Here is a 26,749-nt window from a genome sequence, read left to right as displayed (position 1 = left end):
GAGAAATGTGAGCTGCATCACCCAAAAAAATGAAAGTTTATGGATAACTGGCCGATACCTGAACTTGGAGTAGTCCCTTATGGGGCAGCACGGACCCTGATTTTACGCACAAGCCGGGAGTTGCGCAGTGCGCATATTGTTGATTTCTGAGCAGGACAGTGACCATAGTCTGGTGGAGCGGCTGCTGCACGGTATTGCCGATATCCCCAGCGAACTGGTCAGTTGTCCGGCCGACCCCAAGGCTTTGGCGGCGCGGGATCTGGGCCGTTTTCACCTGATGCTGTGGGGTACCGTGTCCGATGTGCACATTGCCGCGCGCCTGCTGATGGAGCTCAGCCGCCAGCATATATCCCTGCCGCTGGTCGTATTGACAGACAAACCGGCAAACGGCAGCACCAGGCACCAGGCCTCCCCCAAAGATTTTGAAGTGTTGTCGCGCGACACCCTGAGCGTGCCGTTGATGCGCAGCGCACTGATGCATTTTGGCGCCCGCCGACAGGCGGCCACGTCAATGCCTGCGCGTGTGCCTGATCCGCTGACCGGGCTGAATAACAGGCAGCACCTGCGTGAACAGCTGGCCGCGGTGTTGACAGATAAAGCAGAGGCTGCCAGCGTGGCGCTGCTGCTGATTGATGTGGATCAGTTTAAAAAGGTCAATGTGTCCTATGGGCAGGGCGCCGGTGACGCACTGATTCAGCTTATTGCCGAGCGTATACAGTCTTGTCTGGCGCCGACGCAGCGCCTGGCGCGAATCGGCGGCAATGAGTTTGCGGTGGTTTTCCAGAGTGCGGGCGGCTCGGTGGAAGAGGAAGCAACGTTACGTACCGATGCCATTCTGCAATGCATGAATAAACCGTTTCCGCTGGCACGTCACGCCGTGAAAATGCATGTGAGCCTGGGCCTGGCGATAAAGGACGCGGGCATCATGACGGTAGACACGTTGTTTGCGCACGCGGACATGGCGATGCGGGTAGCCAAGCTGGACAAGGGCAGCACCCGTAAACTGTATACCCGGGATATGACTGATTCGGCACAAAAGGAGCTGAAGCTGGAGTCGGAAATCCGGCGCAGTCTGCGCAAAGAAGATTTTGTGCTGCACTTTCAGCCGCGTGTCGATATCAGTCGCAACCGTATTGTGGGCGTGGAGGCGCTGGTGCGTTGGCAGCATCCGGTCCGTGGCCTGTTGCCGCCGGGGGCGTTCATTCGGGTCGCGGAAGAAAGCGGTCTGATTGTGCCGCTGGGGTATTGGGTTATTCATGCGGCCTGCAAATACCTGAATGAACTCTCCGCCAAGGGCCATGATCATATTCAGATAGCGGTGAACGTGGCGTTCAAGCAGTTTCAGGACAGCAACTTTGTGCGCACGGTTGCCAACATCATTCGCAAGCATGATATTTCGCCGGGGCGTCTGGAGTTCGAACTGACTGAAACCACCATGATGATCGAGGGCAGTGCGGTTGATCAGAGTCTGCGGCAGCTCAGCGAACTGGGCATCGCGATATCACTGGATGATTTTGGTACCGGGTATTCTTCGTTTGCGCATATTCAGCGGCTGCCGATTTCGGCCCTGAAAATCGACCGCTCTTTTGTCAATAATGTGCAGACAAATCTGGACGATGCCACCATCGTCAAAGCCATCATCAACCTGGCGCACAGCCTTAACATGGAGGTGATTGCTGAGGGTGCGGAGACCATGGAACAGGTGGATTTCCTGCGTGAACACAAATGCGATCAGGTGCAGGGTTACTATTTCAGCCGCCCCATCAGTTATGACGACTTTATCGTGTTGCTGGCGCTGGAGCGCGAACGTGGGTTTGAATCGGTGCTGTCCGAGGCGCTGAACTGAGATTTTCGTTTTCCGGTAGTCCGTACGTTCAACTTTCTTGTGCAATCCCTCCCTGCTTGAACTAAAACACTGATACAGCTTTCATCAGGGAGGATGCGTGTGTCGCTGGCAGTGGTGTCGAGTGTAGCTTGCTGGTGGTGCCGCCAGTCGTTTGATCACTTGCTTGAGTATATAAACCTTGCATATGCTAATTTAGTACTTGAATCTACGTTAGATATAGTATATTGGCTGGAGGGCGAGTTAAAAATGATATTTTGCACAAACAGCTCGCTGATGTACTAGATATACTAAGAGATGCGTCGGTATGTTTAGTTTGAATTTGAAATCAAGTACAAAAGTCAATATAATATCGGCTCCTTAAAAAAGTACTATTGACTTTTTATAAATTGCGTTGTATGAGCTTCATAATATCTAGTATTTGCCGAGATATGCAGTCGGGAGCCCAGCAGTTTTCGTGCGAATGTGGGAAAAGGAATTAAATAAGGTAAATGCCTGATTACACAGGCATCATTATCTTTGTCTACAGGATCTATATGCGCCAGTCATCGAAAGACGATCCAATGCTATTAAGCAAGCAGCATAATATTGTTATGACCGATTCCCAAATACGTATTAAAAAGTACCTGGAAAAGCATAAAATCGAGCCTACTAATCCTAGGAATGACCTTCCGGTGGCTATGGTCAGGCCTGAATTGATAAAAATTTCAGGTAGCGCTCATATAGCGGCCGGCCGAATTACATCTAGGTTTCTAACAAACCTCCGGTTCCGATTTGCTTCATTTCGCTGAACTATATATAGATTTAATAAAAACAAATATTATCAAATAGTTAAGCGATCTTGAGAGCGGCTCTGTATGACTCAAACCATTCAGGATCAGATCACATCCATTATTCACGATGACTACCTAAATGACTTCCTCGATATATATGGGGTCACTATTTCTATCGCGGAAAAGCATCCAGAACAAGTTAATAATGAAGTACGAAATGCCCTTACTCATCTTGCTCGTGCGCTGATTCCCGATATACCTGATCCTCAACAAGAAATAGAAGATGCGAAGAAACATCTGCAGCGTGCCAAAAGGGACTGTTTAAAGCTCAGTATAATTCATAAACGTGAGCAGCTAGTGAGTTCCATCTATCGGATTGAATTGACCGAAGGTACCCTAAGGCGAGCCATAAAAACTAAATTGCGGGCTATAGAGACGAAAAGAAAGGATATTTTTAGAAGGGAGTCTGCGGGGGAACCTGTAGTTGACGAATTGCGATCAATCCTTGCTGATGCTCTCGAATTAGGGGATATACTCTTAGAAGATTACCAGGAAATCGGTGTGATCATTAGTAACGCCAAGCGATTGGCCCGCAAGTGCTTCCGGTTTTTATGGAATGCTTGTGCCACATTATTCGTAACGCTGCTAATATCGTATCTAGTATTGATCCTTCTGCCTGAAGACTCTCAACTAGTCAATGATGGACGTCAGCTCATAGAAGCAATCACAAATACTGGACTTTCCCCTGATAATAACTCGGAATAAGTTATCGGATAAGCGAGAGTTGGCTCGGAAGGACAACCTCCAGCGCAGCACCAGATTACGATATCCTTTCCGCTCCATTTTTTGAAAAGTCACTATTCTGCTGCACAAAAATTCGAAGCGAACGCGATGAGTACGCAATTAATTTGAAGAATAGCATTGGGCTTTCCATGCTATTCAGACAATCACATTTGCAAAATTAGAATACTTGAACTAAAACACTGATACAGCTTTCATCAGGGAGGATGCGTGTGTCGCTGGCAGTGGTGTATACCCGGGCCAATCAGGGCGTTGAGTCGCCGTTGGTGACGGTGGAAACGCATTTATCCAACGGATTGCCCAGCCTGTCCATGGTGGGCTTGCCGGAGACCGCGGTGCGTGAGAGCCGCGAGCGGGTGCGCAGTGCCATCCTGAATGCGGGGCTGGAGTTTCCGGCGCGGCGCATCACCATCAACATGGCACCGGCTGGTGTGCCTAAAAGCGGAGGTCGTTACGATCTGGCGATTGCCCTGAGCATTCTGTCGGCATCGGGTCAGCTGCCGTCTGAGAAGCTGGCAACCACTGAAATCCTGGGTGAACTGGCGCTGGCAGGTGATGTTCGCGGCGTGCAGGGGGTATTGCCGGCTGTGATTGCTGCGCGCGATGCCGGGCGCAGTTTGCTGGTGCCCGCGGCCAATACCGCCGAGGCGACGCTGGTAGCCGGTGCCAATACCTTTGCCGCCAGTACGCTGCAGGAGGCCTGTCAGCACTTTGTTGATAAGCCGCTGTCGGCGCTGGCGCACACGCGTGGTGAAGCCGGGGTGGCCGCTGGCCAGCAGCACCCCGACATTGCCGATATCCGTGGTCAGCATCTGGCCAAACGGGCGCTGCTGATTGCCGCAGCCGGAAACCATAACATGCTGATGGTTGGGCCGCCGGGCACCGGCAAAACCCTGCTGGCCAATACCCTGCCCGGTTTGTTGCCGACGCTGAGTGAGGCGCACGCGCTGGAGGCAGCATCAATCCGCTCGGTCGCCGGGCAGCCGCTGCAGCCGATGCAGTGGGCGTTGCCGCCGTTCCGCGCTCCCCATCACAGTGCCAGCAGTGTTGCCATGGTCGGTGGTGGTCGTCATCTGTCCCCGGGAGAGGTAACACTGGCGCATGCCGGTGTGCTGTTTCTGGATGAGTTGACCGAATTCAAGCGCCATGTGCTGGAGTGTCTGCGCGAACCGCTGGAGTCGGGCATGGTGACCATTGCGCGCGCAGACTATCGGGTGACACTGCCGGCGCGGTTCCAGTTGATTGCGGCGTTGAACCCGTGCCCGTGTGGTTATCATGGCGACAGTCAGGGCCAGTGCCGCTGCACACCTGAGCGCATCGCGCGATACCTGGAGAAGATCTCCGGGCCGTTGCTGGACCGGATTGACCTGCAAGTGGAAGTGCCGAGGCTGGATTACCGGGAATTGATGGGGGATGCTCAGCAGAAGGGTTCGGCGGCCAGCAGCGCTGCCTTGCGCGCCAACGTGGTGGTGGCCCGTGACTTGCAGCTGGCGCGTGCCGGCGTGCTGAACAGCGGGCTGACGGCGGCGCAACTGGATTCGGTGTGTTTACTGAGCAAAGACAGCGATGTGCTGTTGCAGCAGATAGTGGAGCGCCTGCGCTTGTCCGCGCGTGCCTGTCACCGCCTGATCAAGCTGGCACGGACCATTGCGGATCTGGAAGCGAGTAAAGACATCAATCCCGGGCACCTGGCAGAGGCCGCCAGCTACCGTGGCATCAGTGCTTTAAGTGTGTCTCCAGCGCTTTGACGGCCTCTTCAAGCTCGGCGATGCGGTCTTCGGCCCGCTTCAGGGCACGGGTCTGAGCGTCAAACTCTTCCCGCGTCAGCAGATCCATCTTGGCCAGTGACTGCTTCACCGCCCCTCTCACGGTTTCCCTGACTTCCTCCCCCGCCGCGCTGACCTGTGGCAACACCCGGCTGATCTGTTCGCTGATTTCATCAATGATTGAGCGTTTGGTCATGGTTTTTCTCCTCGATACGCATTCTACAGTCGTTAATGGGGACGGAGGGAATACTTTTTATTCCCTCCGTCCCCATTAAGCGGTAAGTGCCAACATGGTGCGATCAAAAATCATCACGCACTAATATGGTGCGTCAATCGTTTGTTATCACCGCCATACAGCGTATTGCACTCCGCTTAAATACGTATGTAATTGATATAAAAGTGGATATTCAATATGGCACGGGCCATGCATAGTGTCTCGCAGGTGTATCTGCACTGAATAGGCGGCGCAGGTATTAACAAGTAAGGAGCGACATATGAAGTTAGTAACGGCGATTATCAAGCCTTTCAAGCTGGACGATGCCCGTGAGGCACTGTCCGAGATTGGCGTGCAGGGCATTACGGTGACCGAAGTTAAGGGGTTCGGCCGTCAGAAAGGCCACACCGAGCTGTATCGTGGCGCAGAATACGTGGTGGATTTCCTTCCCAAAGTAAAGATTGAAGTAGCCATCGGTGACGATCTGCTGGATCAGACACTCGAGGCCATCACCAAGGCTGCCAATACTGGCAAGATCGGTGACGGAAAAATCTTTGTTGCGGACCTGACTCAGGTAATCCGTATCCGAACTGGTGAAACTGGAGAAGCAGCTGTTTAAAGCTGACTAAGCTCTCAAGCGGAGGAAATAACGGTGGAAAACCAAATTTTTGAACTGCAGTATGCAATGGACACCTTCTACTTTCTGGTGTGCGGCGCGCTGGTAATGTGGATGGCAGCCGGCTTCTCGATGTTGGAAGCAGGCCTGGTACGAGCCAAGAACACAACTGAAATTCTGACCAAGAACGTAGCTCTGTTCGCGGTCTCCTGCACCATGTATCTGGTTTGTGGCTACGCCATTATGTACGGCGGCGGCTACTTCCTGTCCGGCATCGCCGGTGGCGAAACACTGGTGGCTGATGCACTGGCATCCAAAGCCGAAGAAGGCTTCGACGGCGGATCTGTCTATTCAGGCGCGTCTGACTTCTTCTTCCAGGTGGTATTCGTGGCGACAGCAATGTCCATCGTCTCTGGTGCGGTTGCTGAGCGCATGAAGCTGTGGGCCTTCCTGGCATTCGCAGTGGTCATGACCGGCTTCATCTACCCGATGGAAGGTTCATGGACCTGGGGCGGCGCGTCTGTCTTTGGTCTGTACACACTGGGTGACCTTGGTTTCTCTGACTTTGCAGGTTCCGGTATCGTGCACATGGCAGGTGCTGCTGCAGCACTGGCAGGTGTGATTCTGCTGGGTGCCCGTAAAGGTAAATACGCTGCTGATGGCACAACCCGCGCAATTCCGGGTGCCAACCTGCCGCTGGCGACACTGGGCATGTTCATCCTGTGGATGGGCTGGTTCGGTTTCAACGGTGGTTCTGTTCTGAAGCTGGCTGATGTTGCCAACTCCAATGCAGTGGCGATGGTGTTCCTGAACACTAACGCAGCAGCCTCCGGCGGCCTGATCGCTGCACTGATCACAGCGCGACTGCTGTTCGGCAAAGCTGACCTGACCATGGCACTGAACGGTGCGCTGGCTGGCCTGGTAGCTATTACTGCTGAGCCTTCTACACCGACTGCACTGATGGCAACCATCTTCGGTGCCCTGGGCGGTATCCTGGTGGTGTTCAGCATTCTCTTCTTTGACAAGATCAAGATCGACGATCCGGTCGGTGCCATCTCCGTGCACGGTACTTGTGGTCTGCTGGGTCTGTTGCTGGTGCCGATCACCAACGATGCATCAAGCTTCTCTGGCCAGATCATCGGCGCCCTGACCATCTTCATCTGGGTATTCGTGACCAGCTTCATCGTCTGGATGGTACTGAAAGCAGTGCTGGGTATCCGGGTCTCTGAAGAAGAGGAAGACCAAGGTGTGGACATCTCCGAGTGTGGCCTGGAGGCTTACCCGGAATTCACCAAGTAATATCCCCCCCGAGAGTTCGCTCTCAACAAAAAAGCCGGGTTCATCTGAACCCGGCTTTTTTTTTAGAATGAAAAAGAATGGGGACGGATAAAGAATGGGGACGGATAAAGAATGGGGACGGAGGGAATACTTTTTAACCACAGGTGGTTAAAAAGTATTCCCTCCGTCCCCATTCTTTATCAAAAAGTATTCCCTCCGTCCCCATTCTTTAAAGGTCGCCCCACTGTAGCTGGATCGCTGTTAGTGCTACGACGGGCGCGGTTTCGGTACGCAGAATGCGCGGGCCAAGGCGCACGGGGGTAAATCCCTGGCGCAGCGCCGCTGATTTTTCTTCCGGGCTGATACCGCCTTCCGGGCCGATTAGCAGATGGATCTGCTCGGGACAGGCGCCGGTGAAGCCAGCCTCGCCGGTGTGGTCCAGCAGAAATCCCTGGCCGGGGGGCACCTGCGCCAGCCAGTCGCTGATGCTGAGTGGGTTGTTGATGACGGGCACCGTGCAGCGGCCGCATTGTTCCGCCGCACTGATCGCCACTTTGTGCCAGTGAGCAACGCGCTTGTCGGCACGCTCATGGCTGAGTTTGACCTCGCTGTGCTCGGTAAACAGTGGGCTGAGCACACTAACACCCAGCTCGGTTGCCTTTTGTATGGCGTAGTCCATACGTTCGCCACGTGACAGGCCCAGACCGATGTGTGTTGGCAGCAGTGTTTCAGCGACCCGCTCCTGCGCGTCCGCCAGTTGCAGTTGAACACTGCGTTTACTGACACCCATCACTTCCGCGATATATTCCCCGCTGTTGGCATTAAACAAGGCAAATTGCTGGCCTGGTTTTGCGCGCAGCACCTTGCCCAGATAATGCGCCTGGTCGCCGTCCAGCTCAATTATCGCGCCGGGAAGCAGAGGCTGTTCTGTGTAAAGTCGGGATAAACGCATAATGATCGCTTAGCGCAGATTAAGTTGCTGCCAGATCTGACGAACCGGCTCGGTCTGGTTCATGCTGTAAAAATGCAGGCCCGGCGCGCCGCCGGCGAGCAGGTCCTCACACAGGCTCTGTACCACCTCGATGCCGAATTCACGAGTACTGACACTGTCGTCACCATAGGACTGCAGACGCTGACGAATCCAGCGCGGTATTTCAGCGCCACAACTGTTGCTGAAACGCTGCAGGTTGGTGAAATTGGTGATGGGCATGATGCCAGGCACAATCGGAATATCAATGCCTGCCTTCTCGCAGCTGTCCAGGAAATAGAAGTACGCATCCTGGTTGTAAAAGTATTGTGTGATCGCACTGTTGGCGCCCGCATCAATTTTACGCTTGAAAAACGCAATGTCGGAATCGTAACTGTCCGACTGCGGATGAATCTCCGGGTAACAGGCCACTTCAATATGGAAGTGGTCGCCGGTGGTCTCTCGGACAAACTCGATCAGTTCGTTGGCGTAGTAATACTGTGAGGCAGTCCCCGTGCCCGATGGAATGTCGCCGCGCAGAGCCACCAGCCGATTGATGCCCATGGCCTGATAACTCGTCAGCAGCGCTGCGATTTCTTCGCGGCTTGAGCCACCGAATGACAAGTGTGGTGCAACATCCGAGCCCGCCTGCTTGATGCGCGTCACGGTCTGTCGCGTGCCATCTTTGGTCGAGCCGCCAGCGCCATACGTCACAGAAAAGAAATCCGGTTTAAGAGCGGCAAGCTCTTCGTGCACAAGCTGAAGCTTCTCTACACCGACATCTGTACGGGGAGGGAAAAACTCGAAGCTGAAGCGTGCGTCTGTATTCACGATATCCATATGCTGTTCTCTCTACAAAAACCACAGGCCGCCATGGTGACAGCCTGTGGCAATGGGCCAGACAAGATCAGTACTTGTATGACTCTGGTTTGAACGGACCTTCGGTCTTGACGCCAATGTACTTGGCCTGGGTCGGTGTCATTTTGGTGATGACGCCGCCGAATCCACCCACCATCAGTGCGGCTACTTCCTCGTCCAGCTTCTTGGGCAGTACTTCAACACGCAGCATCTGCTGCTTTTCGTCAGCCGAGCGTGTTGCGAAGGCTTGCTTGAACATGTGAATCTGAGCGATCACCTGATTAGCAAACGATCCATCCATAATGCGTGACGGGTGCCCTGTCGCGTTGCCCAGATTGACCAGCCGGCCTTCAGACAACAGAATCAGGTAGTTCTCCGGGTTCTTGTCGGCATCGCCGCGGAACACCTGGTGAACCTGGGGTTTGACTTCAACCCAGTGCCAGTTCTTGCGCATATACGCGGTGTCAATTTCATTGTCGAAGTGGCCGATATTGCAGATGACCGCGCCGTTCTTGACTGCCTGTAACATATTCTTGTCACACACATCGATATTGCCTGTTGTGGTTACGATCAGATCCGTGTTGCCCAGCAGCACAGTGTCGATGTCTTCCAGGCGACCGGTGTTGTTTCCACCTTTGTACGGGGAGACAACTTCAAAACCATCCATGCAGGCCTGCATCGCGCAGATCGGATCGATCTCGCTGATCTTTACGATCATGCCTTCCTGACGCAGGCTCTGCGCCGACCCCTTACCCACGTCGCCGTAGCCTACGACCAGCGCTTTTTTGCCGGACAACAGCATGTCGGTACCACGCTTGATGGCATCATTGAGGCTGTGACGGCAGCCGTACTTGTTGTCGTTCTTGGACTTGGTCACCGAATCATTGACATTGATGGCCGGCACTTTCAGTGAACCTTCTTCCAGCATTTCCAGCAGACGGTGCACACCCGTGGTGGTTTCTTCGGTAATGCCGTGGATCTTCTCCAGCATGGCTGGGTACTTGTTGTGTACCATGCCGGTCAGGTCGCCACCATCGTCCAGCAGCATATTGGCATCCCAGGGCTTGCCATCTTTCAGAATGGTCTGTTCAATACACCAGTCGCCTTCTTCTACCGTCTGACCTTTCCAGGCATAGACTGCGATGCCTTTGGCTGCGATGTATGCCGCAGCGTGATCCTGGGTGGAGAAAATGTTGCACGATGACCAGCGCACTTCCGCGCCAAGTTCAATCAGCGTCTCAATCAGTACCGCCGTCTGAATGGTCATGTGGATACAGCCGATGATTTTTGCGCCTGCCAGTGGCTGCTCGTTTTTGTAGCGTTCACGCAGCGCCATCAGGGCCGGCATTTCAGACTGTGCCAGTACAACTTCCTTGCGGCCATATTCAGCCAGATTGATGTCGGCTACTTTAAAATCGGTGGTGCTCATAAATATACCTTTTACTAATGAATTGGTTGGTCTGGCTGTTACAGGCCTGCAGCGTCACGCAGGGCGTCAGCCTTGTCAGTTTTTTCCCAGGTGAACGCGGCCTCTTCCCGGCCAAAATGACCATAGGCGGCCGTCGGGAAATAGATCGGGCGAATCAGGTCCAGCATTTTGATCAGACCCTTGGGGCGCAGTTCGAAGTGCTCGCGAATGAGTTCAACGATTCGTTCGTGACTGATTCGGCCGGTGCCAAAGGTTTCTACGCTGATTGATGTCGGTTCAGCCACACCAATGGCATAAGACACCTGGATCTCACAACGATCAGCAATGCCTGCCGCCACAATGTTCTTGGCAACATAGCGCGCAGCATAGGCGGCGGAACGGTCGACTTTTGACGGGTCCTTGCCGGAGAATGCACCGCCACCGTGACGTGCCATACCGCCGTAGGTATCAACAATAATTTTGCGGCCGGTCAGGCCACAGTCACCGAAGGGGCCACCTATCACAAATCGACCGGTCGGGTTGATGAAATACTTGGTGTTGGCATCCAACCATTCTGCAGGCAGTACCGGTTTGATGATTTCTTCCATCACCGCTTCCTGCAGCGCTTTTTGTTCGATGTGGTCATCGTGCTGGGTAGACAGCACAACGGCGTCTACGCCAACGGGTTTACCGTCCTGGTAGCGGAAGGTGATCTGACTCTTGGCGTCCGGGCGCAGCCAGGGCAGTGTGCCGTTTTTACGCACTTCCGCCTGACGTTTGACCAGTCGGTGAGAATAGGTAATCGGTGCCGGCATCAGTACATCGGTTTCATTGCTGGCGTAACCAAACATCAGGCCCTGATCGCCCGCGCCCTGCTCGTGATCCTGGGTTTCGTCCACTCCCATGGCAATATCGGGGGACTGTTTGCCGATGGCGTTGAGCACGGCGCAGGAGTGCCCGTCGAAACCTTTGTCTGAGTGATCGTAGCCGATGTCGATGACCACTTTGCGCGCGATCTCTTCCAGGTCAACGTAAGCCTCGGTGGTCACTTCGCCAGCAACAATGATCATGCCGGTTTTGACCAATGTTTCACAGGCGACGCGTGCACGTGGATCCTGCTGCAGCAGGTTGTCCAGCACGGCGTCGGAGATCTGGTCGGCTATTTTGTCCGGATGCCCTTCGGATACGGATTCGGAGGTGAATAAGCTGGTTGTCATGCTTAAGGTCCTTTTTTGTATGTCAGTTGTTTCAATAAAATTCGGTTATTAAAGTCAGTTATTTCAGTCTGTAATTAAAGTCAGTTAGTTAATGTGCCCGGGTAAAAACTCGCATCTGGACCTGAAAACCGTTTCGCAGTCCCAGATAGACACGTTGCCCGCTTTCAAGTCCGGCCTCATCCGCCCAGGCATCAAGATCCTGTTCGGTAAAACCCAGCCACAGATCGCCGCAGGATTCGCGCACCCAATCCTGATCATGGTGGCTCAGATCAATCAACAGCAACGTGCCGTTGTTGTGCAATAGCTGTGCGCAGTCCTGAAAGGTCTCGCGTGGCGATGGAATATGGTGCAACACCATGTTGTAGATCATCAGGTCAAAGCCCAGGCCTTGAGACAGGGCCGCCCGGGTATCACCGTGAATAAACGCGACCTGATGGTCAGTGCCACGCTGGCCCAGTCGCTGTGCCAGTGAACTGCGCGCGCGGTTGAGCATTTCCATGGAATTGTCCAGCGCGGTCAATTGCTGAAAGCGGGCGGCCAGCTCACTGAGCAGGGGGCTTTCGCCGGGGCCGACTTCCAGCACCCGGGGCTGCGCCGGCAATGTCAGGCCATCGAGCAGGTCGTGCAGGGTGTCGCGGTAGTGTGCATATTCTGCGACCAGCTCCTGCTTCGCCAGGAAGCGTTCAGCGTGGCGCTCAAAAAACAGCAGCGACTGCTCCGAGCGTTCATCATGAATCTGTTGTATGCCGTCTGCCAGTTCGCCGCGCAGCGCAAGCCGGTCAAGGGCCGCAAAGGCTGATTGTTTCACGGCCAGCAGCGGATCATCTGTCTGCAGCAGCGCGCGGCGGTAGAAAATACTGTTGCCTTCGCGTCGGGTAGAGACCAGCGTTGCCTGCGCCAGAATCTTGAGATGGTGGCTCAGAGCAGATTGGCGCACATCAACGATTCGACATAGCTCCAGCACGCCAAAAGATTCTGCGCGCAACAGGTGCAGGATATCCAGCCGCAGCGGATCAGCCAGCGCCTTGAATACGCGGGCCAGTTCGTTGGTGGTGCCGCCGGCCGGGAGCCGTGTGGCAATATCGATTGTCTGTAGATTAGCGCTCATAGGGCGCGAACTATAACAGCTCTGGGATCTATATCAAAATATTTTGATAGAGAGATTCTGATCGAGGCGGGGGTGCCATATCCGGTATCTGCGCTCCCGGGCCGGATATGTCTGGAAAATAAGGCCCAACTGCGGGAAAATACGCTTTTTTTACGACCCGAACCCCGCTTACAGGAGCTCCACTCGTATGTCCACCCGACTGACCTCGCGCAGAGAATGCGCCAATGCCATCCGTGCTCTCGCCATGGACGCTGTCCAGAAAGCCAATTCCGGCCATCCCGGCGCACCGATGGGCATGGCAGATATCGCCGAAGTGCTGTGGAATGACTTCCTGTCGCACAACCCGGTCAATCCGCAGTGGATGAACAGGGATCGTTTTGTACTGTCGAACGGCCATGGCTCCATGCTGATCTATTCGCTGCTGCATTTGAGCGGTTATGACCTGCCCATGTCAGAGCTGCAGAACTTCCGCCAGCTACACTCAAAAACCCCGGGGCACCCTGAGTTCGGTTACACCCCCGGCGTGGAAACCACCACCGGTCCGCTGGGCCAGGGCGTGGCCAATGCCGTTGGTATGGCAATTGCCGAAAAAACCCTGGCAGCGCAGTTCAACCGCCCGGGCCATGACATCATTGATCACTTCACGTATGTGTTTGCCGGCGACGGCTGCCTGATGGAAGGGGTATCGCACGAAGTCTGTTCACTGGCCGGTACACTGGGCCTGGGCAAACTGATCATGTTCTACGATGACAATGGCATTTCCATTGACGGTGAGGTTGATGGCTGGTTCACCGACGATACCAGCAAGCGTTTTGACTCTTACGGCTGGCATGTGCTGGCCGTAGACGGCCATGATGCAGAACAGATCAAAGGCGCCATTGACGCCGCCCGAAAAGAGACCAAACGTCCTACAATTATCCGCTGCAAAACCGTCATCGGTTTTGGTTCGCCCGCCAAAAGTGGTACCGCAGGCATACACGGCGCACCGCTGGGTGATGACGAAGTTGCCGCAACCCGCAAGCAGCTGGGCTGGGAATACCCGCCTTTTGATGTGCCGGAAAATATAAAGAAAGACTGGGACGCACGCGAGCGTGGTTTCCAGGCGGAAACGCAGTGGAAAGAAAAACTGGTCCGTTACGAAGAAGCGCATCCTGATCTGGCCCTGGAACTGGTACGCCGCCTGAAAGGTGAGTTGCCGGGTTACTTTGCCGAACGAGCTGCGGAGCACATCGCTGCCTGTCAGGAAAAAGGCGAAAGCATTGCTTCGCGCAAGGCATCGCAGAACAGTATCGCCGCTTTTGCTGAAATCCTGCCAGAACTGATTGGCGGTTCTGCCGACCTGGCGGGGTCAAATCTGACACTTTGGAAAGGCAGTGTGCCGATTTCTGACAGCGCGGATGGCAATTACATTTATTACGGTGTGCGTGAGTTTGGCATGACCGCCATCATGAACGGCATTGCCCTGCACGGCGGCTTCATTCCCTACGGTGGTACCTTCCTGATCTTTATGGAATACGCACGTAACGCAGTGCGCATGGCGGCGCTGATGAAGCAGCACGCCATCAATGTTTACACCCATGATTCCATCGGCCAGGGCGAAGACGGCCCTACGCATCAGCCGATCGAGCAACTGGCCAGTCTGCGAACCACGCCGAATATGTCAGTCTGGCGCCCCTGTGACGCCGTCGAAACTGCCGTGGCCTGGAAACACGCCTTGCTGCGCCGCAACGGGCCGACCTCGCTGGTGTTCTCGCGCCAGGGCCTGCCGCACCAGGCACGTAACGATGATCAGTTGCGTGGTATTGAACGTGGCGCCTATGTGCTGGAGGATTGTCAGGGCCAGCCGGACCTGATTGTGATCGCAACCGGTTCAGAAGTGTCAATTGCGCGTGATGCCGTGAAAGCACTGCAGAAAAAATCAGTCAAAGCACGCCTGGTGTCGATGCCGTCAACTGATGTATTTGATGCACAGGATGCTGCTTACCGCGAATCTGTATTGCCATCGGCGGTGCGCAAACGTCTGGCGGTAGAAGCCGCTGTTGCGGACTACTGGTTCAAATATGTCGGGCTGGATGGTGCCGTGGTTGGCATGACCAGCTTCGGTGAATCTGCACCGGGCGGCGCGCTGATGAAAGAGTTTGGTTTCACGGCAGACAATATTATCGCCAAGGCAGAACAACTGCTGAAGTAAGACAGGAAACCACTATGCCTTTCAGGCTGGCAATTAACGGCTATGGGCGTATCGGGCGTTGTGTGTTGCGGGCGTTGCATGAAAGCGCCACGCACAGCGATTTGCAGATTGTTGCGCTCAATGATCTGACCGATGCGCGCACGCTGGCGCACCTCACACGTTATGACAGTACCCATGGTCGCTTTCACGGTGAGGTGATACTGGAAGATGCCGGACACATGGTCATCAATGGCCAGCGTGTAGCGGTTCTTTCGCAGCCGGACATTACACAGTTGCCCTGGCAAAAACTGGGGATTGACCTGGTACTGGAGTGCAGCGGAACGTTCAATGATAGAGCAACGGCCGAACTACATCTGAATTCCGGGGCGGGCCGGGTGTTGTTCTCGCAGCCAGCGCAGAGCGATGTCGACGCAACAGTTGTGTATGGTATCAACCATGACGTGCTGCAGGCATCACATCGGGTGATTTCGGCGGCGTCGTGCACCACAAACTGTGTGGTGCCGGTGATTCAGTGTCTGGATGAAGCGTTTGGTCTGGAGTATGGTGTGATTACCACCATACACTCGGCAATGAACGATCAGCCAGTGATTGATGCATATCACCATCAGGATCTGCGCAAGACGCGTAGCGCCGTGCAATCCATTATTCCGGTGGATACCGAAATCGCCAAAGGCATCGGCCGCATACTGCCGCATCTGGACGGGCGGTTTTCGGCGCAGGCCATGCGTGTGCCAACACTGAATGTTTCAGCGATCGACCTGACCATAACGGTCAGGCAGAGTGCTGACGTCGAGAGTGTCAACAACGCCATACGGCAGGCTGCGGCGCAGTCAGCGCCGGGAGTGCTGGCCTGCACGGACGAACCGCTGGCGTCCTGTGATTTTAATCACGATCCCAGGTCCGCGATTGTGGATTTGAGCCAGACCCGGGTCAGTGGTCACAATCTGGTCAAAGTACTGGCCTGGTTCGATAATGAATGGGCCTATGCCAATCGCATGCTGGATGTCGCAAACCTGATCCGGCAGCTTTGAATGTATATACGATACCCGGTCTGGGAGGACCTCAGTTACTCATGACAACACCATCCAATACCATTAAAAGAATGCAGGATCTGGATTTGCAGGGAAAACGTGTCCTGATTCGCGAAGATCTTAATGTTTCGGTAAAGAATGGGCAGGTTGGCAATGACACCCGAATCGTGGCCGCTTTGCCGGCGTTGAAACTGGCGCTGGCGGCAGGCGCCAGCCTTATTGTCATGTCTCACCTGGGGCGCCCGGAAGAAGGTGTCGCCATCAGTGAGCAGCCGGAATCGTCGCTGGCGCCTGTGGGTGCGCATCTGGCTCATCTTCTGGGTGTGACTGTCCGTGTGGTAGCAGATTATCTCGACAATCCTGACGCAGCCAGACCCCGCAACGGCGAAGTGATATTGCTGGAAAATGTTCGTATCAACAAAGGCGAAAGCTCCAACGACGACGCCCTGGCAAAGAAGTATGCAGCCCTGTGTGACGTCTTTGTCATGGATGCATTCGGCACGGCGCACCGCGCCCAGGCCAGCACGCATGGAGTGGCGAAGTTTGCACCGGTGGCCTGTGCCGGACCCTTGCTGGCGGGCGAGCTGGATGCGCTGGAGAAAGCCTTGCAAAAACCTGAGCGCCCTATGCTCGCCATCGTGGGTGGTGCCAAAGTTTCCAGTAAACTGAAAGTGCTGGAAAGTCTGGCGGAAAAAACCGATCAGCTGATTGTGGGTGGTGGCATCGCCAATACATTTCTGCTGGCTGCCGGCTATCCGGTTGGTAAATCACTGGTTGAAGAAGACCTGGTCGACACCGCGCGCGAGCTGATGAAAACAACACATATACCGTTGCCGGTGGACGTGGTGGTGGCAAAGGAATTTTCTGCCGAGGCGGAAGCGGTGATCAAGGACGTCGCTGATGTGGCTGACGATGATATGATTCTTGATATAGGCCCGAAAACGGCAGCCAAACTTGCAGAGATCATCGCCGGTGTGAAAACTATCATCTGGAATGGGCCGCTGGGCGTGTTTGAATATGACGCATTTGCCGGTGGCACGAAAGCGGTGGCCGCCGCCATTGCGGCCAATGCCGGGTTCTCCATTGCGGGTGGCGGCGAAACCATTGCAGCCATCGACAAATTCGGCATAACGGATCAGGTGTCATATATTTCAACAGGTGGAGGAGCCTTCCTGGAGTTTGTCCAGGGCGATGTGCTGCCAGCTGTAGCTATTCTCGAAGCCCGTGCTCAAGGCCAGGCGTAAGCGGCGGTAAACCCTGGCAGCTGAAACGCCGGTCGCCTGAAGATATTGAAATTGGAACTAACAAGAGGAATTTAACATGGCACTTATCAGTCTTCGTCAATTACTGGATCACGCTGCCGAGAATGGTTATGGCGTACCGGCATTCAATGTGAACAATCTGGAACAGGTGCGCGCAATCATGGAGGCTGCCAACGAAGTCAACAGCCCGGTGATACTGCAGGCCTCTGCTGGGGCGCGCAAGTACGCTGGTTCCAATTTTCTGCGCCACCTGATCCTGGCTGCCATTGAAGAGTTCCCGCATATCCCCATCGTGATGCATCAGGATCACGGTGTGTCCCCTGCCGTGTGTCAGCGATCTATCCAGTTGGGCTTTTCCTCGGTGATGATGGACGGTTCCCTGGGTGTGGATGGCAAAACGCCGATGGACTATGACTACAACGTTGAAGTCACGCGTAATGTTGTGCAACTGGCGCATGCTTGTGGTGTATCGGTTGAAGGTGAAATCGGTTGTCTGGGGTCATTGGAAACCGGCATGGCAGGTGAAGAGGATGGTATTGGTGCGGAGGGCAAGCTGACCCATGAGCAGATGCTGACGGACCCGGAAGAAGCTGCGTCGTTTGTTGCCGACACGGGCGTTGATGCACTGGCGATTGCGGTGGGGACCAGTCATGGTGCCTATAAATTCAGTCGTCCGCCAACCGGTGACACGCTTGCAATTGAGCGTATCAAGCAGATTCATGCACGTATTCCGGATACGCATCTGGTGATGCATGGTTCGTCGTCGGTGCCGCAGGAGTGGCTGGCGATCATCAATGAGTTTGGTGGCGAGATTCCGGAGACCTATGGGGTGCCGGTGTCGGAAATTCAGGAGGGCATCAAGCATGGTGTGCGTAAGGTCAATATCGATACGGATTTGCGTTTGGCGTCTACGGGTGCGGCGCGGAAGTTCCTGGCGGAGAATAAATCCGAATTTGATCCGAGGAAGTTTCTGATTCCGACCATCAAGGCCATGAAGGGCATTGTCAAAGACCGTCTTGAAGCATTTGGTACGGCCGGGCACGCGAGCCGCATCGGCAAGATCTACACGCTGGAAGAAATGAGTGACAAATACGGGTTGAAATAGACTCCGTATTTGTTAGAGATCGGGCAGGCCATCGGAGGGAGGACGTCGGACCGGCCACCTTCTTCACCCGCCCACCCTGCGGTGCGGAACTCGACCTCGCGCTGTGCGCTCGGGACTCAGACAGTCCTACCGCTGATCGGGTGGGCGGGCAAAGAAGAATACGTGGCCTGATTGGTCCGCCGTGCTCCCTCCGATACCCTGCCCTAGTGCTACCCGATTAAAACCAACAACCTACCAAAGAACCCGGCATCTGATGGTGCCGGTAATCTCCTGCAGCTTGTCCAGCGCGATGTCGCTGTCTTCCTCGGCAATGTCCATGACCACGTAACCGATTTTGTCATTGGTCTGCAGATACTGCGAACAGATATTGATGCCGCTCTCAGAAAAGATGCGGTTGATCTGTGACAGGACACCCGGCACGTTTTCATGCACATGCAGCAAACGGTGCATGCCCGGATGCGACGGCAACGCCACTTCAGGGAAATTCACCGATGTAATTGACGAACCATTGTCACTGTAACGGACCAGCTTCTCCGCCACCTCCATGCCAATGTTCTCCTGCGCCTCCATCGTGCTGCCACCCACGTGCGGTGTCAGGATGCAATTGTCAAACTTGCGCAACGGCGAAATGAACTCATCATCATTGGAGCGCGGCTCCACCGGGAACACATCCACCGCAGCGCCAGCGAGATGGTTGGTTTCCAGTGCGTCGACCAGTGCATCAATGTCCACCACGGTACCACGCGAGGCGTTTATCAGGATGCTGCCTTTTTTCATCCAGCTTAGCTCTTCCTTGCCAATCATGTTCGCCGTCTGTGGCGTCTCCGGCACATGCAGACTGACCACGTCACAGGTCTGCATCAGCTCCTTCAATGTTGGCACCTGTACCGCGTTGCCCAGCGGCAGTTTGGTTACGATGTCATACAGGTAGACCTTCATGCCCATGGACTCGGCCAGCACGCTGAGCTGCGAGCCGATATTGCCATAACCGATCAGGCCCAGTTTTTTGCCCCGGGTTTCGAATGAGCCGGTGGCGACCTTCTGCCATACACCCAGGTGCGCTTTTGCGTTTTTCTCCGGAACCCGGCGTAACAGCAAAATGGTCTGGCCAATGACAAGCTCGGCAACACTGCGGGTATTGGAATAAGGTGCATTGAATACAGGCACGCCGCGCACCAGTGCCGCCTTGAGGTCGACCTGGTTGGTACCAATACAAAAACAGCCCACCGCCTGCAGCTTGGACGCTGCTTCAAACACGCGCTCGGTCAGCTGGGTGCGGGAACGGATACCAATAAAGTGCACATCTTTGACCTTTTCGACCAGATCGTCTTCGGACAAGGAGGTTTTCAGGTACTCGATATTGGTATAACCGGCTTCATGCAGCGTGTTGACGGCACTTTGGTGCACGCCCTCAAGCAACAGGAAGCGAATTTTGCTTTTATCCAGAGACGTAGGGTTCATACGATGCGGTATCTCTCAGCGGTTTCTGTCGGAGGACTCAATTGATGGACTGATCGTCACAGGCTCTCAGGTTCAAGGCGCGCTATGGTACCATAAACACTGTCAGTAACATAAAAGGTAATCCTGGTAATGAGCGCGATGCAGCAGACGTTGGCGGCCTCCCTGGCTGAAATTGTAGGACCGGATCGAGTCAGTATTGATCATGAATCCCTTCAGGTTTTTGGCAAGGACTGGACCAAGGTCTATGAACCAAACCCGGCAGCCATTGTGTTTCCGGGTTCCATCGGGGAAGTGCAGGCATTGGTACGTCTGGCCAATAAACAGAAGTTTGCGCTGGTGCCATCAGGTGGCCGCACCGGGCTCAGTGGTGGTGCGGTGGCGGCCAATGGCGAGGTGGTGGTGGCGTTTGACCGCATGAACCAGATTCTGGATTTCAGTGCCGTGGATCGCCAGGTGGTGTGCCAGCCGGGCGTGATTACCGAGCAGCTGCAGCAGTTTGCCGAGGACAAGGGGCTGTTCTATCCGGTGGATTTTGCTTCCTCGGGTTCCAGTCAGATTGGCGGCAATGTTGCCACCAACGCAGGTGGTATCAAGGTCATTCGTTACGGCCTGACCCGTGACTGGGTGATGGGCATGAAAGTGGTGACCGGCACTGGCGAGTTGCTGGAACTCAATCATGGCCTGGTCAAAAACGCTACCGGCTACGACCTGCGGCATCTGTTTATTGGCTCGGAAGGCACCCTTGGTTTTATTGTCGAACTGACCATGGCGCTGGCCACACCGCCCAAGGATCCGACCGTGCTGGTGCTGGCGGTTGATGATCTGGAGTCGACCATGCATGTGTTGCAGGCGTTCCAGGGGGCGCTTGATGTCTGCGCCTTTGAGTTTTTCTCGGAAAAAGCGCTGCTGCATGTGATGGCGGAAAAAGGCCTGCAGCGCCCCTTCGACACCGTGGGTACGTTCTACGCGCTGATCGAATTCGAGAATACCAGCGAAGCGGTGATGGATGCGGCGATGTCGGTATTCGAACACTGCGTCGAGCAAGGCTGGGCGCTGGATGGCACCATGAGCCAGAACATCACCCAGGCCCGCAGTCTGTGGCGGCTGCGTGAAGACATCTCGGAAACCATCTCCAGGTTCACTCCGTACAAGAACGACATTTCGGTACAGGTATCAAAGGTGCCCGCTTTCCTGAAAGAAGTGGATGCCATTGTCACCAGTCAGTACCCGGATTTCGAGATTATCTGGTTCGGCCATATCGGCGATGGCAATGTGCATCTGAATATACTGAAACCTGACGCCTTGCCCAAGGCCGAGTTCTTCCGGCAGTGCGGCGAGGTCAGCTACGACATCTTTGATGCCGTCAAAGCCTACGGCGGCAGCGTGTCTGCCGAGCACGGTGTCGGCCTGCTGAAAAAGCCCTATCTGCAGTACAGTCGCAGCGAGGGCGAAATCTCCTGCATGAAGGCGTTGAAGCAAGTGTTTGACCCGAATAAGGTGATGAATCCGGGGAAGATTTTTGATTAAAGTCGGGTGCTTACCTGATTGATGAGACCGGCATCACAGTTTTTGCGTTAAATTTACTGAAAAAGCCGATATTTCGTGGTTTTTCGTCAAAAACTGTATTCCCAGCGACAAAATATAGCGGTACACTGTTTTTAGGGTTCAGTGTCGAATCCAGCAGATGACACATTTGTCAACTGTGTTAATAAATATCGGGATCCGCCGGGAACGTTATTCTGGTCAGTCCCTTGGAAATAGCAAGAGAGCAATATGTCACAGCAAGTAGAAGGTACCGTTAAGTGGTTCAATGACGAGAAAGGTTTCGGTTTCATTGAGCAGGAAGGTGGAAAGGACGTATTCGTCCATTTTAGTGCCATTAACGGTACTGGAAGAAAGACGCTGCACGAAGGCCAGAAAGTTACGATGGAAGTAACTCAAGGCCAGAAAGGGCCACAGGCAGAGAACGTAAATCCTCTGTAATACAAAAAACGCAGGGCGTTAAAACCCTGCGTTTTTTATATTTGCCGTGCATTGACGACAGAATATCAGACTGCATTCTACTGCGTTGAAAACAGTGGACAGGGTTTTTTTGCCTCAATCCAACAACGATCAACGCTAGAGTTACAGGCTCATGGTTCTGAGGCCATCTTTTGCCCCAAGAATCAGCTTGTCGGCTGGTCGCATTGCAAACAATCCATTGGTTACTACCCCGGTAATCTGGTTGAGCTGTTGTTCCAGTTTTCGCGGATCGACAATGCTCATATTATGGATGTCGATGATAATGTTCCCGTTATCAGTGACAAAACCCTCCCGGTAAACCGGATCACCGCCCAGCTTTACAATTTCCCGTCCGACGTGGCTGCGCGCCATTGGAATCACTTCTACCGGCAGGGGAAAACGACCCAGCACATCCACCAGTTTGCTACCATCAGCGATACAGACGAACTCTTTGGCTACGGCAGCGATGATTTTTTCGCGCGTGAGCGCGCCACCGCCGCCCTTTATCAGCTGCAGATATTCGTTTGCCTCATCAGCCCCGTCGACATACACGCTGATTTCTGACGCCGAATTCAGGTCGATAACCTGGATGCCGAGCGCTTTCAGGCGTCTGGCAGTTTCTTCGGAGCTGGCCACCGTGGCCTGAATGTCATGTTTGAACTCGCCCAGGTATTCAATGAAATAGTTGGCTGTTGAACCGGTGCCGACACCGATAACAGTGCGCTCATCCAGGCGGCTTTTAACGTAATCGGCGGCAGCCTTGGCGACGGCTTTTTTCAGTTCATTCTGGTCCATGCTGTATTCCTGTTGTTTCCTGGCATTAAAAGGGGACGGAGGATATTATGAGTCGCCATAATATCCTCCGTCCCCTTTTAATGCCACACGGGAGGATCCGGAACAAGGCAACAGGTATGGACAAGTACGTTAAAGATATTCTCGCTGCGCAAGTCTACGATGTCGCCATCGAGAGTCCTATCCACAAGGCCGCGTCGCTGAGCCGGCGTCTGGACAATGATGTCTGGCTCAAGCGCGAAGACCTGCAGCCAGTGTTCAGTTTCAAGCTGCGCGGTGCCTACAACAAAATGTCGCGTCTGTCGCCCGAGGCTGCCAGGCGCGGGGTGATTGCCGCCAGCGCGGGCAATCATGCTCAGGGTGTGGCGCTGGCCGGTACCAAGTTGGGCATAAAAACCGTCATTGTCATGCCGGTAACAACGCCTGCCATCAAGATAGACGGTGTTCGCTCGCGTGGCGGCAAGGTGATCCTGCACGGCGATACCTATAATGAAGCCGCTGAATTTGCCATGAAACTGGTGGCCGAGAAAGGCTATACCTTTGTGCATGCTTTTGACGACCGCGATGTGATCGCTGGTCAGGGCACTGTGGGCCTGGAAATCATACGGCAACACAGCGGTCCGCTGGATGCCATTTTTGTCCCCGTGGGTGGCGGCGGCCTGATGGCGGGTATGGCGGCCTACATCAAATACATTCGCCCCGATATCCGTCTGGTGGCGGTTGAAGCGGAAGATTCCGCCTGTCTGAAAGCCGCCCTGGAAGCCGGGCGCAGGGTCAAACTTTCCCAGGTCGGGCTGTTCGCTGACGGTGTGGCCGTTAATCAGGTGGGCAAGGAAACCTTCAAGATACTCAAACACTGCGTTGATGAGGTGGTGACCGTGACCACGGATGAAATTTGCGCGGCCATCAAAGACATTTTTGATGATACCCGCGCAGTGACCGAACCAGCCGGTGCAGTTGCCGTTGCAGGTCTCAAAAAAGCAGTACGTGAGCAGTCACTACGCGGCATGAGCCTGATGGCAATGGTAACTGGCGCGAATGTCAATTTTGATCGCCTGCGTCATATTTCCGAACGGGCCGAGCTGGGTGAAAGTCGCGAAGCCGTGTTGGCGGTGACGCTGGATGAGAAACCGGGCAGTTTCCGCCGCTTTTCGCAAGTGCTGGGCAAGCGCAGTGTGACCGAATTCAACTACCGTTATGGGGATTCAACGGCGGCAAAAATATTTGTCGGCGTTGAAATTGATGACCCTGACGGTGGCCGCGACAAGCTGATCACAACGCTGCGCAGCAAAGGCTTCGAAGTGCATGACATGACACATAACGAAGCGGCAAAACTGCACATACGTCACATGGTCGGCGGGCGCAGTGACAAAGCGTTGAACGAGCGGGTGTTCCGGTTTGAGTTTCCGCAGCGCCCTGGTGCGCTGATGACCTTTCTGGATTTGCTCGGCGAACAGTGGAACATTTCCATGTTCCACTATCGCAATCACGGTGCCGCTTACGGGCGTGTATTGGTCGGGCTTCAGGTGGCACCTGAGGATATCGCAGCCTTTGATGCGTTTGTGCGTGAAATCCCCTATCAGTTTCAGGAGGAAACCAACAATATCGCGTATCAGACCTTTCTGGGCAGTTAACCCGCTCTGGGCAGTCAGTTCGCTCTAGGCAGTTAACCCGCGCCAGATCTCAGCCGATGTAGGAACAGCAGTAATCGGTCACGGCCATAACCTTGATGTCGAACGCCGAGTCAGCTGGTACCTCAAAGGTGTCGCCGCCTGAGATCTTGCGCCAAAGATCTTCGCCCGGCAGCAGTATCTCGACCTGGCCGGACAGGATTTCCATGATTTCCTTTTTACCGGTGCCAAAACGGTATTCGCCCGGCATCATGATGCCCAGTGTTTTGACATCGCCGTTGTCGAACTCAACAACGCGGCTGGTGACTTTGCCGTCATAGTAGATGTTGGCCGCTTTGACCACGGTCACATTTTCAAATTTATTCATAATTGTGTCTCGACAGATAGGGGCCGGGGATTTTATCGGTTTCGGTGCGGTTCGACCAGTGTCGGCAGCGTTAGCTCAGGTCTTCTTCTGCAATCACAGTGGCCAGGATTTCGCCCATATTGATACGGCTGCCTGCCGCCAGCGCAGAGGCAAGTTCCACCCGGTTCTCAGCGAACACGGCGATGACTGTGGATCCCAGCTTGAAACGGCCCATCTCCCCGCCCCGGGCGATCTGCACCGAAGGGCGTTGTGACCGGTAATCGGTTTTGCGCAAACTGTGTGGTGCCGGGCATACCTGGCCCGACCATACGGTTTCGACGCTGCCGACAATCATGGCGCCGACCAGGATCAGTGCCATGGGGCCAACATCGGTGTCGAAAATACAGACCAGGCGCTCATTGCGGGCAAACAGGTCGTCCACCCGATCAGCCGTAAGCTGATTCACTGAAAACAGTTTACCCGGCACGTAGGTCATTTCCCGGAGCATCCCGGGCATCGGCATATGCACCCGGTGATAGTCACTTGGCGACAGATAGATGGTGGCAAAACAGCCTTCGTCAAATTCCGACGCCAGCGCGGCATCGCCGCCCAGCAGTGTTTGCAGACTGTAACGGCGGCCTTTTGCCTGCAACAGCAAGCCATCGCGAACCGGGCCCAGTTGGCTGATAACACCGTCGGCGGGACTGAGCACACTGGTATCGTCGCCGTGCAGGGGGCGTGCATCGGCCCGCAGGGCGCGCGTGAAAAAAGCATTAAACGTTGCATAGGCAGCCGGGTCCGGTTCCTGCGCCTGTGTCATGTCGACCTTGTAGCGACGGATAAACCAGCGTATAAACGGCGCCTTGATTGTCGGCCACTGGCAATCTGCCAGCGTGCCGGCGAGCCGGGACAGCAGGTGCTGAGGAACCAGGTACTGCATCAGAATGAAAAGCGATTCTTTCATGAAAATCCTGTTCGGGCAGACGAGCATGTCGGCTGCCATAATTATCCATTAAATTGTTGTTCGTTAAATAGTTGCCCGTTAAATTCCCACGCTGTCAGGTTTGTCAGGCATCAGCTTAATCAAGCCGGTCCAGACCTACAAGTTTGGCGTATTAACGCGGGTGGTGCTAATGATTTTCCGGATTTGTCCGATGTAAAGAAAGCGGCGCACTTTTATCCGGCTGGAGGTTGAGCAGGTCATGTTGTTTATAATTGGATTTCTGGTTGTGCTGCTCAGTGTGGCCGGCGGCTATATCATGCACGGCGGTGTGCTGGGTGTGTTGTGGCAACCGTCGGAATTTATCATCATCTTTGGCGCAGCGCTGGGTGCTTTCCTGATTTCCAACAGCATGCATCTGGTAAAAGAAACCGGTAAACGCCTGCCGCGTGCAATCTTTGGTTCTGCCACCAGCGAAAAGCTGTATCTCGACCTGCTGGGACTGCTGTTCGATATTTTCAACAAGGCGCGTCGTGAAGGCATGATGTCAATTGAGGGCGATATCGAGGTGCCCGCCGAAAGTGGGATTTTTACCCGCTACCCGGCCCTGCTGAAAGACAAACGCATCATCGAATTTCTGACCGACAACCTGCGTATCATGACGACCAGCAATATGGCGCCGCATGAAATTGAATCCATGATCGATGCCGAAATTGAAACCCAGATGCATGAACTGAGCGAGCCCTCACACGCGGTGCACCGGGTTGCCGATGCCCTGCCCGGTTTTGGTATCGTGGCGGCCGTGTTAGGTATCGTGATCACCATGCAAAAACTGGGTGGTCCGCCCGAGGCGCTGGGGCAGAGTGTCGCGGCTGCGCTGGTAGGGACATTTGTGGGTATTTTTGCGGCCTACGGTTTTGTCGGCCCCATGAGTAATCGTCTGGCATCGGTTGCTGAAGAAGAGATCAAGATGTTTGAATGCGTGAAGGCTGCGATTGTAGCAACCGCGAACGGTCTGCCACCACAGCTGGCGGTCGAGTTTGCCCGCAAGACCCTGTACTCCGGCGAGCGCCCCTCATTTACAGAGCTGGACGAACACATCCGTAGTCGCTAAGCGGCACTGAATTCATTGGCGGAAGA

23 protein-coding genes are annotated in these 26,749 nt (G+C 54.6%); 13 read left to right on the top strand and 10 right to left on the bottom strand.

Features of this window, described 5'->3' with window-relative positions; genetic code table 11:
- The first annotated feature begins 127 nt into the window (after positions 1–127).
- The 3 genes from WD071_RS07660 (at position 128) to WD071_RS07650 (ending at position 5,165) form a co-directional block, all read left to right on the top strand.
- The gene (locus tag WD071_RS07660; RefSeq protein ID WP_368047758.1) at positions 128–1,846 is read left to right on the top strand and encodes a putative bifunctional diguanylate cyclase/phosphodiesterase; all 1,719 of its coding nucleotides are present in this window, start codon (positions 128–130) and stop codon (positions 1,844–1,846) included.
- An 854-nt stretch (positions 1,847–2,700) separates the two neighbouring features.
- Positions 2,701–3,381: a hypothetical protein gene (locus WD071_RS07655; protein ID WP_368047757.1), complete on the top strand. Its 681-nt coding sequence runs from the start codon at positions 2,701–2,703 to the stop codon at positions 3,379–3,381.
- Positions 3,382–3,629: 248 nt separating this feature from the next.
- Positions 3,630–5,165: a YifB family Mg chelatase-like AAA ATPase gene (locus WD071_RS07650; protein WP_368047756.1), complete on the top strand. Its 1,536-nt coding sequence runs from the start codon at positions 3,630–3,632 to the stop codon at positions 5,163–5,165.
- On the opposite strand, the gene WD071_RS07645 is transcribed toward WD071_RS07650, so the two are convergent.
- A complete protein-coding gene (locus WD071_RS07645) occupies positions 5,134–5,379 on the bottom strand; it encodes an accessory factor UbiK family protein (protein WP_368047755.1) in 246 nt (81 codons plus the stop codon). The genes WD071_RS07650 and WD071_RS07645 overlap by 32 nt on opposite strands.
- A 298-nt stretch (positions 5,380–5,677) precedes the next feature.
- On the opposite strand from WD071_RS07645, the gene glnK reads away from it, so the two are divergent.
- Together glnK and WD071_RS07635 are read left to right on the top strand one after the other, a co-directional pair.
- A complete protein-coding gene (gene glnK, locus WD071_RS07640) occupies positions 5,678–6,016 on the top strand; it encodes a P-II family nitrogen regulator (RefSeq protein ID WP_070117347.1) in 339 nt (112 codons plus the stop codon).
- Positions 6,017–6,049: 33 nt separating this feature from the next.
- Positions 6,050–7,312 carry an ammonium transporter gene (locus WD071_RS07635; protein ID WP_368047754.1) on the top strand — a complete coding sequence of 421 codons (1,263 nt, stop codon included), beginning with the start codon at positions 6,050–6,052 and terminating at the stop codon, positions 7,310–7,312.
- A 208-nt stretch (positions 7,313–7,520) separates the two neighbouring features.
- Here WD071_RS07635 and WD071_RS07630 read toward each other — a convergent pair whose 3' ends face one another.
- The 5 genes from WD071_RS07630 to WD071_RS07610 form a co-directional block, all read right to left on the bottom strand.
- Complete coding sequence (locus WD071_RS07630; protein ID WP_368047753.1) at positions 7,521–8,243, bottom strand: 16S rRNA (uracil(1498)-N(3))-methyltransferase; 723 nt, start codon at positions 8,241–8,243, stop codon at positions 7,521–7,523.
- 9 nt (positions 8,244–8,252) lie between these two features.
- The gene (gene metF, locus WD071_RS07625; RefSeq protein WP_368047878.1) at positions 8,253–9,089 is read right to left on the bottom strand and encodes a methylenetetrahydrofolate reductase [NAD(P)H]; all 837 of its coding nucleotides are present in this window, start codon (positions 9,087–9,089) and stop codon (positions 8,253–8,255) included.
- A gap of 76 nt (positions 9,090–9,165) precedes the next feature.
- Positions 9,166–10,545, bottom strand: a complete 1,380-nt coding sequence (gene ahcY / locus WD071_RS07620; protein ID WP_368047752.1) for an adenosylhomocysteinase — start codon at positions 10,543–10,545, stop codon at positions 9,166–9,168.
- 38 nt (positions 10,546–10,583) lie between these two features.
- A complete protein-coding gene (metK, locus tag WD071_RS07615) occupies positions 10,584–11,741 on the bottom strand; it encodes a methionine adenosyltransferase (RefSeq protein WP_368047751.1) in 1,158 nt (385 codons plus the stop codon).
- 88 nt (positions 11,742–11,829) lie between these two features.
- On the bottom strand, positions 11,830–12,849 hold the full coding sequence (locus WD071_RS07610) for an ArsR/SmtB family transcription factor (protein WP_368047750.1): 1,020 nt from the start codon (positions 12,847–12,849) through the stop codon (positions 11,830–11,832).
- A gap of 199 nt (positions 12,850–13,048) precedes the next feature.
- Here WD071_RS07610 and tkt point away from each other — a divergent pair, with 199 nt between their 5' ends.
- From tkt to fba, 4 genes are all read left to right on the top strand, one after another.
- Complete coding sequence (gene tkt, locus WD071_RS07605; protein WP_368047877.1) at positions 13,049–15,040, top strand: transketolase; 1,992 nt, start codon at positions 13,049–13,051, stop codon at positions 15,038–15,040.
- 14 nt (positions 15,041–15,054) lie between these two features.
- Positions 15,055–16,071 (top strand): type I glyceraldehyde-3-phosphate dehydrogenase, encoded by a 1,017-nt coding sequence (gene gap, locus WD071_RS07600; RefSeq protein ID WP_368047749.1) that lies wholly within the window; start codon positions 15,055–15,057, stop codon positions 16,069–16,071.
- A gap of 41 nt (positions 16,072–16,112) precedes the next feature.
- The gene (locus WD071_RS07595; RefSeq protein ID WP_368047748.1) at positions 16,113–17,315 is read left to right on the top strand and encodes a phosphoglycerate kinase; all 1,203 of its coding nucleotides are present in this window, start codon (positions 16,113–16,115) and stop codon (positions 17,313–17,315) included.
- Positions 17,316–17,391: 76 nt separating this feature from the next.
- Positions 17,392–18,438: a class II fructose-bisphosphate aldolase gene (gene fba, locus WD071_RS07590; protein ID WP_368047747.1), complete on the top strand. Its 1,047-nt coding sequence runs from the start codon at positions 17,392–17,394 to the stop codon at positions 18,436–18,438.
- A gap of 231 nt (positions 18,439–18,669) precedes the next feature.
- On the opposite strand, the gene serA is transcribed toward fba, so the two are convergent.
- A complete protein-coding gene (gene serA / locus WD071_RS07585) occupies positions 18,670–19,899 on the bottom strand; it encodes a phosphoglycerate dehydrogenase (protein WP_368047746.1) in 1,230 nt (409 codons plus the stop codon).
- Between the two features lie 138 nt (positions 19,900–20,037).
- Here serA and WD071_RS07580 point away from each other — a divergent pair, with 138 nt between their 5' ends.
- Complete coding sequence (locus WD071_RS07580) at positions 20,038–21,426, top strand: FAD-binding oxidoreductase (RefSeq protein WP_368047876.1); 1,389 nt, start codon at positions 20,038–20,040, stop codon at positions 21,424–21,426.
- A gap of 246 nt (positions 21,427–21,672) precedes the next feature.
- Positions 21,673–21,882: a cold-shock protein gene (locus tag WD071_RS07575; RefSeq protein WP_070117378.1), complete on the top strand. Its 210-nt coding sequence runs from the start codon at positions 21,673–21,675 to the stop codon at positions 21,880–21,882.
- A gap of 141 nt (positions 21,883–22,023) precedes the next feature.
- Here WD071_RS07575 and rpiA read toward each other — a convergent pair whose 3' ends face one another.
- Positions 22,024–22,695 (bottom strand): ribose-5-phosphate isomerase RpiA, encoded by a 672-nt coding sequence (gene rpiA, locus WD071_RS07570; protein ID WP_368047745.1) that lies wholly within the window; start codon positions 22,693–22,695, stop codon positions 22,024–22,026.
- 80 nt (positions 22,696–22,775) lie between these two features.
- Between rpiA and ilvA the strand changes: the two genes are divergently transcribed.
- A complete protein-coding gene (ilvA, locus tag WD071_RS07565) occupies positions 22,776–24,326 on the top strand; it encodes a threonine ammonia-lyase, biosynthetic (protein ID WP_368047875.1) in 1,551 nt (516 codons plus the stop codon).
- A 49-nt stretch (positions 24,327–24,375) separates the two neighbouring features.
- Here the strand turns inward: ilvA and WD071_RS07560 are convergent, their stop codons facing one another.
- Positions 24,376–24,690: a pyrimidine/purine nucleoside phosphorylase gene (locus tag WD071_RS07560; protein WP_368047744.1), complete on the bottom strand. Its 315-nt coding sequence runs from the start codon at positions 24,688–24,690 to the stop codon at positions 24,376–24,378.
- 70 nt (positions 24,691–24,760) lie between these two features.
- Entirely contained in the window at positions 24,761–25,633 is an 873-nt protein-coding gene (gene asd, locus WD071_RS07555) for an archaetidylserine decarboxylase (RefSeq protein WP_368047743.1), read from the bottom strand.
- A gap of 238 nt (positions 25,634–25,871) precedes the next feature.
- On the opposite strand from asd, the gene motA reads away from it, so the two are divergent.
- Positions 25,872–26,723 (top strand): flagellar motor stator protein MotA, encoded by an 852-nt coding sequence (gene motA / locus WD071_RS07550; RefSeq protein ID WP_368047742.1) that lies wholly within the window; start codon positions 25,872–25,874, stop codon positions 26,721–26,723.
- Positions 26,724–26,749 lie beyond the last annotated feature (26 nt).

This window comes from Pseudohongiella sp. (assembly GCF_040877505.1).
GTDB lineage: Bacteria > Pseudomonadota > Gammaproteobacteria > Pseudomonadales > Pseudohongiellaceae > Pseudohongiella.
The sequence above is the reverse complement of the archived record's forward strand: the minus strand, read 5'-3'. Positions and strand labels throughout refer to the sequence as shown.

Coding starts and splice junctions, on each gene's coding strand:
- WD071_RS07655 (WP_368047757.1), top strand. CDS start 2,701: ATGACTCAAACCATTCAGGATCAGATCACATCCATTATTCACGATGAC.
- WD071_RS07645 (WP_368047755.1), bottom strand. CDS start 5,379: ATGACCAAACGCTCAATCATTGATGAAATCAGCGAACAGATCAGCCGG.
- glnK (WP_070117347.1), top strand. CDS start 5,678: ATGAAGTTAGTAACGGCGATTATCAAGCCTTTCAAGCTGGACGATGCC.
- WD071_RS07630 (WP_368047753.1), bottom strand. CDS start 8,243: ATGCGTTTATCCCGACTTTACACAGAACAGCCTCTGCTTCCCGGCGCG.
- ahcY (WP_368047752.1), bottom strand. CDS start 10,545: ATGAGCACCACCGATTTTAAAGTAGCCGACATCAATCTGGCTGAATAT.
- metK (WP_368047751.1), bottom strand. CDS start 11,741: ATGACAACCAGCTTATTCACCTCCGAATCCGTATCCGAAGGGCATCCG.
- WD071_RS07610 (WP_368047750.1), bottom strand. CDS start 12,849: ATGAGCGCTAATCTACAGACAATCGATATTGCCACACGGCTCCCGGCC.
- gap (WP_368047749.1), top strand. CDS start 15,055: ATGCCTTTCAGGCTGGCAATTAACGGCTATGGGCGTATCGGGCGTTGT.
- WD071_RS07595 (WP_368047748.1), top strand. CDS start 16,113: ATGACAACACCATCCAATACCATTAAAAGAATGCAGGATCTGGATTTG.
- fba (WP_368047747.1), top strand. CDS start 17,392: ATGGCACTTATCAGTCTTCGTCAATTACTGGATCACGCTGCCGAGAAT.
- serA (WP_368047746.1), bottom strand. CDS start 19,899: ATGAACCCTACGTCTCTGGATAAAAGCAAAATTCGCTTCCTGTTGCTT.
- WD071_RS07580 (WP_368047876.1), top strand. CDS start 20,038: ATGCAGCAGACGTTGGCGGCCTCCCTGGCTGAAATTGTAGGACCGGAT.
- WD071_RS07575 (WP_070117378.1), top strand. CDS start 21,673: ATGTCACAGCAAGTAGAAGGTACCGTTAAGTGGTTCAATGACGAGAAA.
- rpiA (WP_368047745.1), bottom strand. CDS start 22,695: ATGGACCAGAATGAACTGAAAAAAGCCGTCGCCAAGGCTGCCGCCGAT.
- ilvA (WP_368047875.1), top strand. CDS start 22,776: ATGCCACACGGGAGGATCCGGAACAAGGCAACAGGTATGGACAAGTAC.
- WD071_RS07560 (WP_368047744.1), bottom strand. CDS start 24,690: ATGAATAAATTTGAAAATGTGACCGTGGTCAAAGCGGCCAACATCTAC.
- asd (WP_368047743.1), bottom strand. CDS start 25,633: ATGAAAGAATCGCTTTTCATTCTGATGCAGTACCTGGTTCCTCAGCAC.
- motA (WP_368047742.1), top strand. CDS start 25,872: ATGTTGTTTATAATTGGATTTCTGGTTGTGCTGCTCAGTGTGGCCGGC.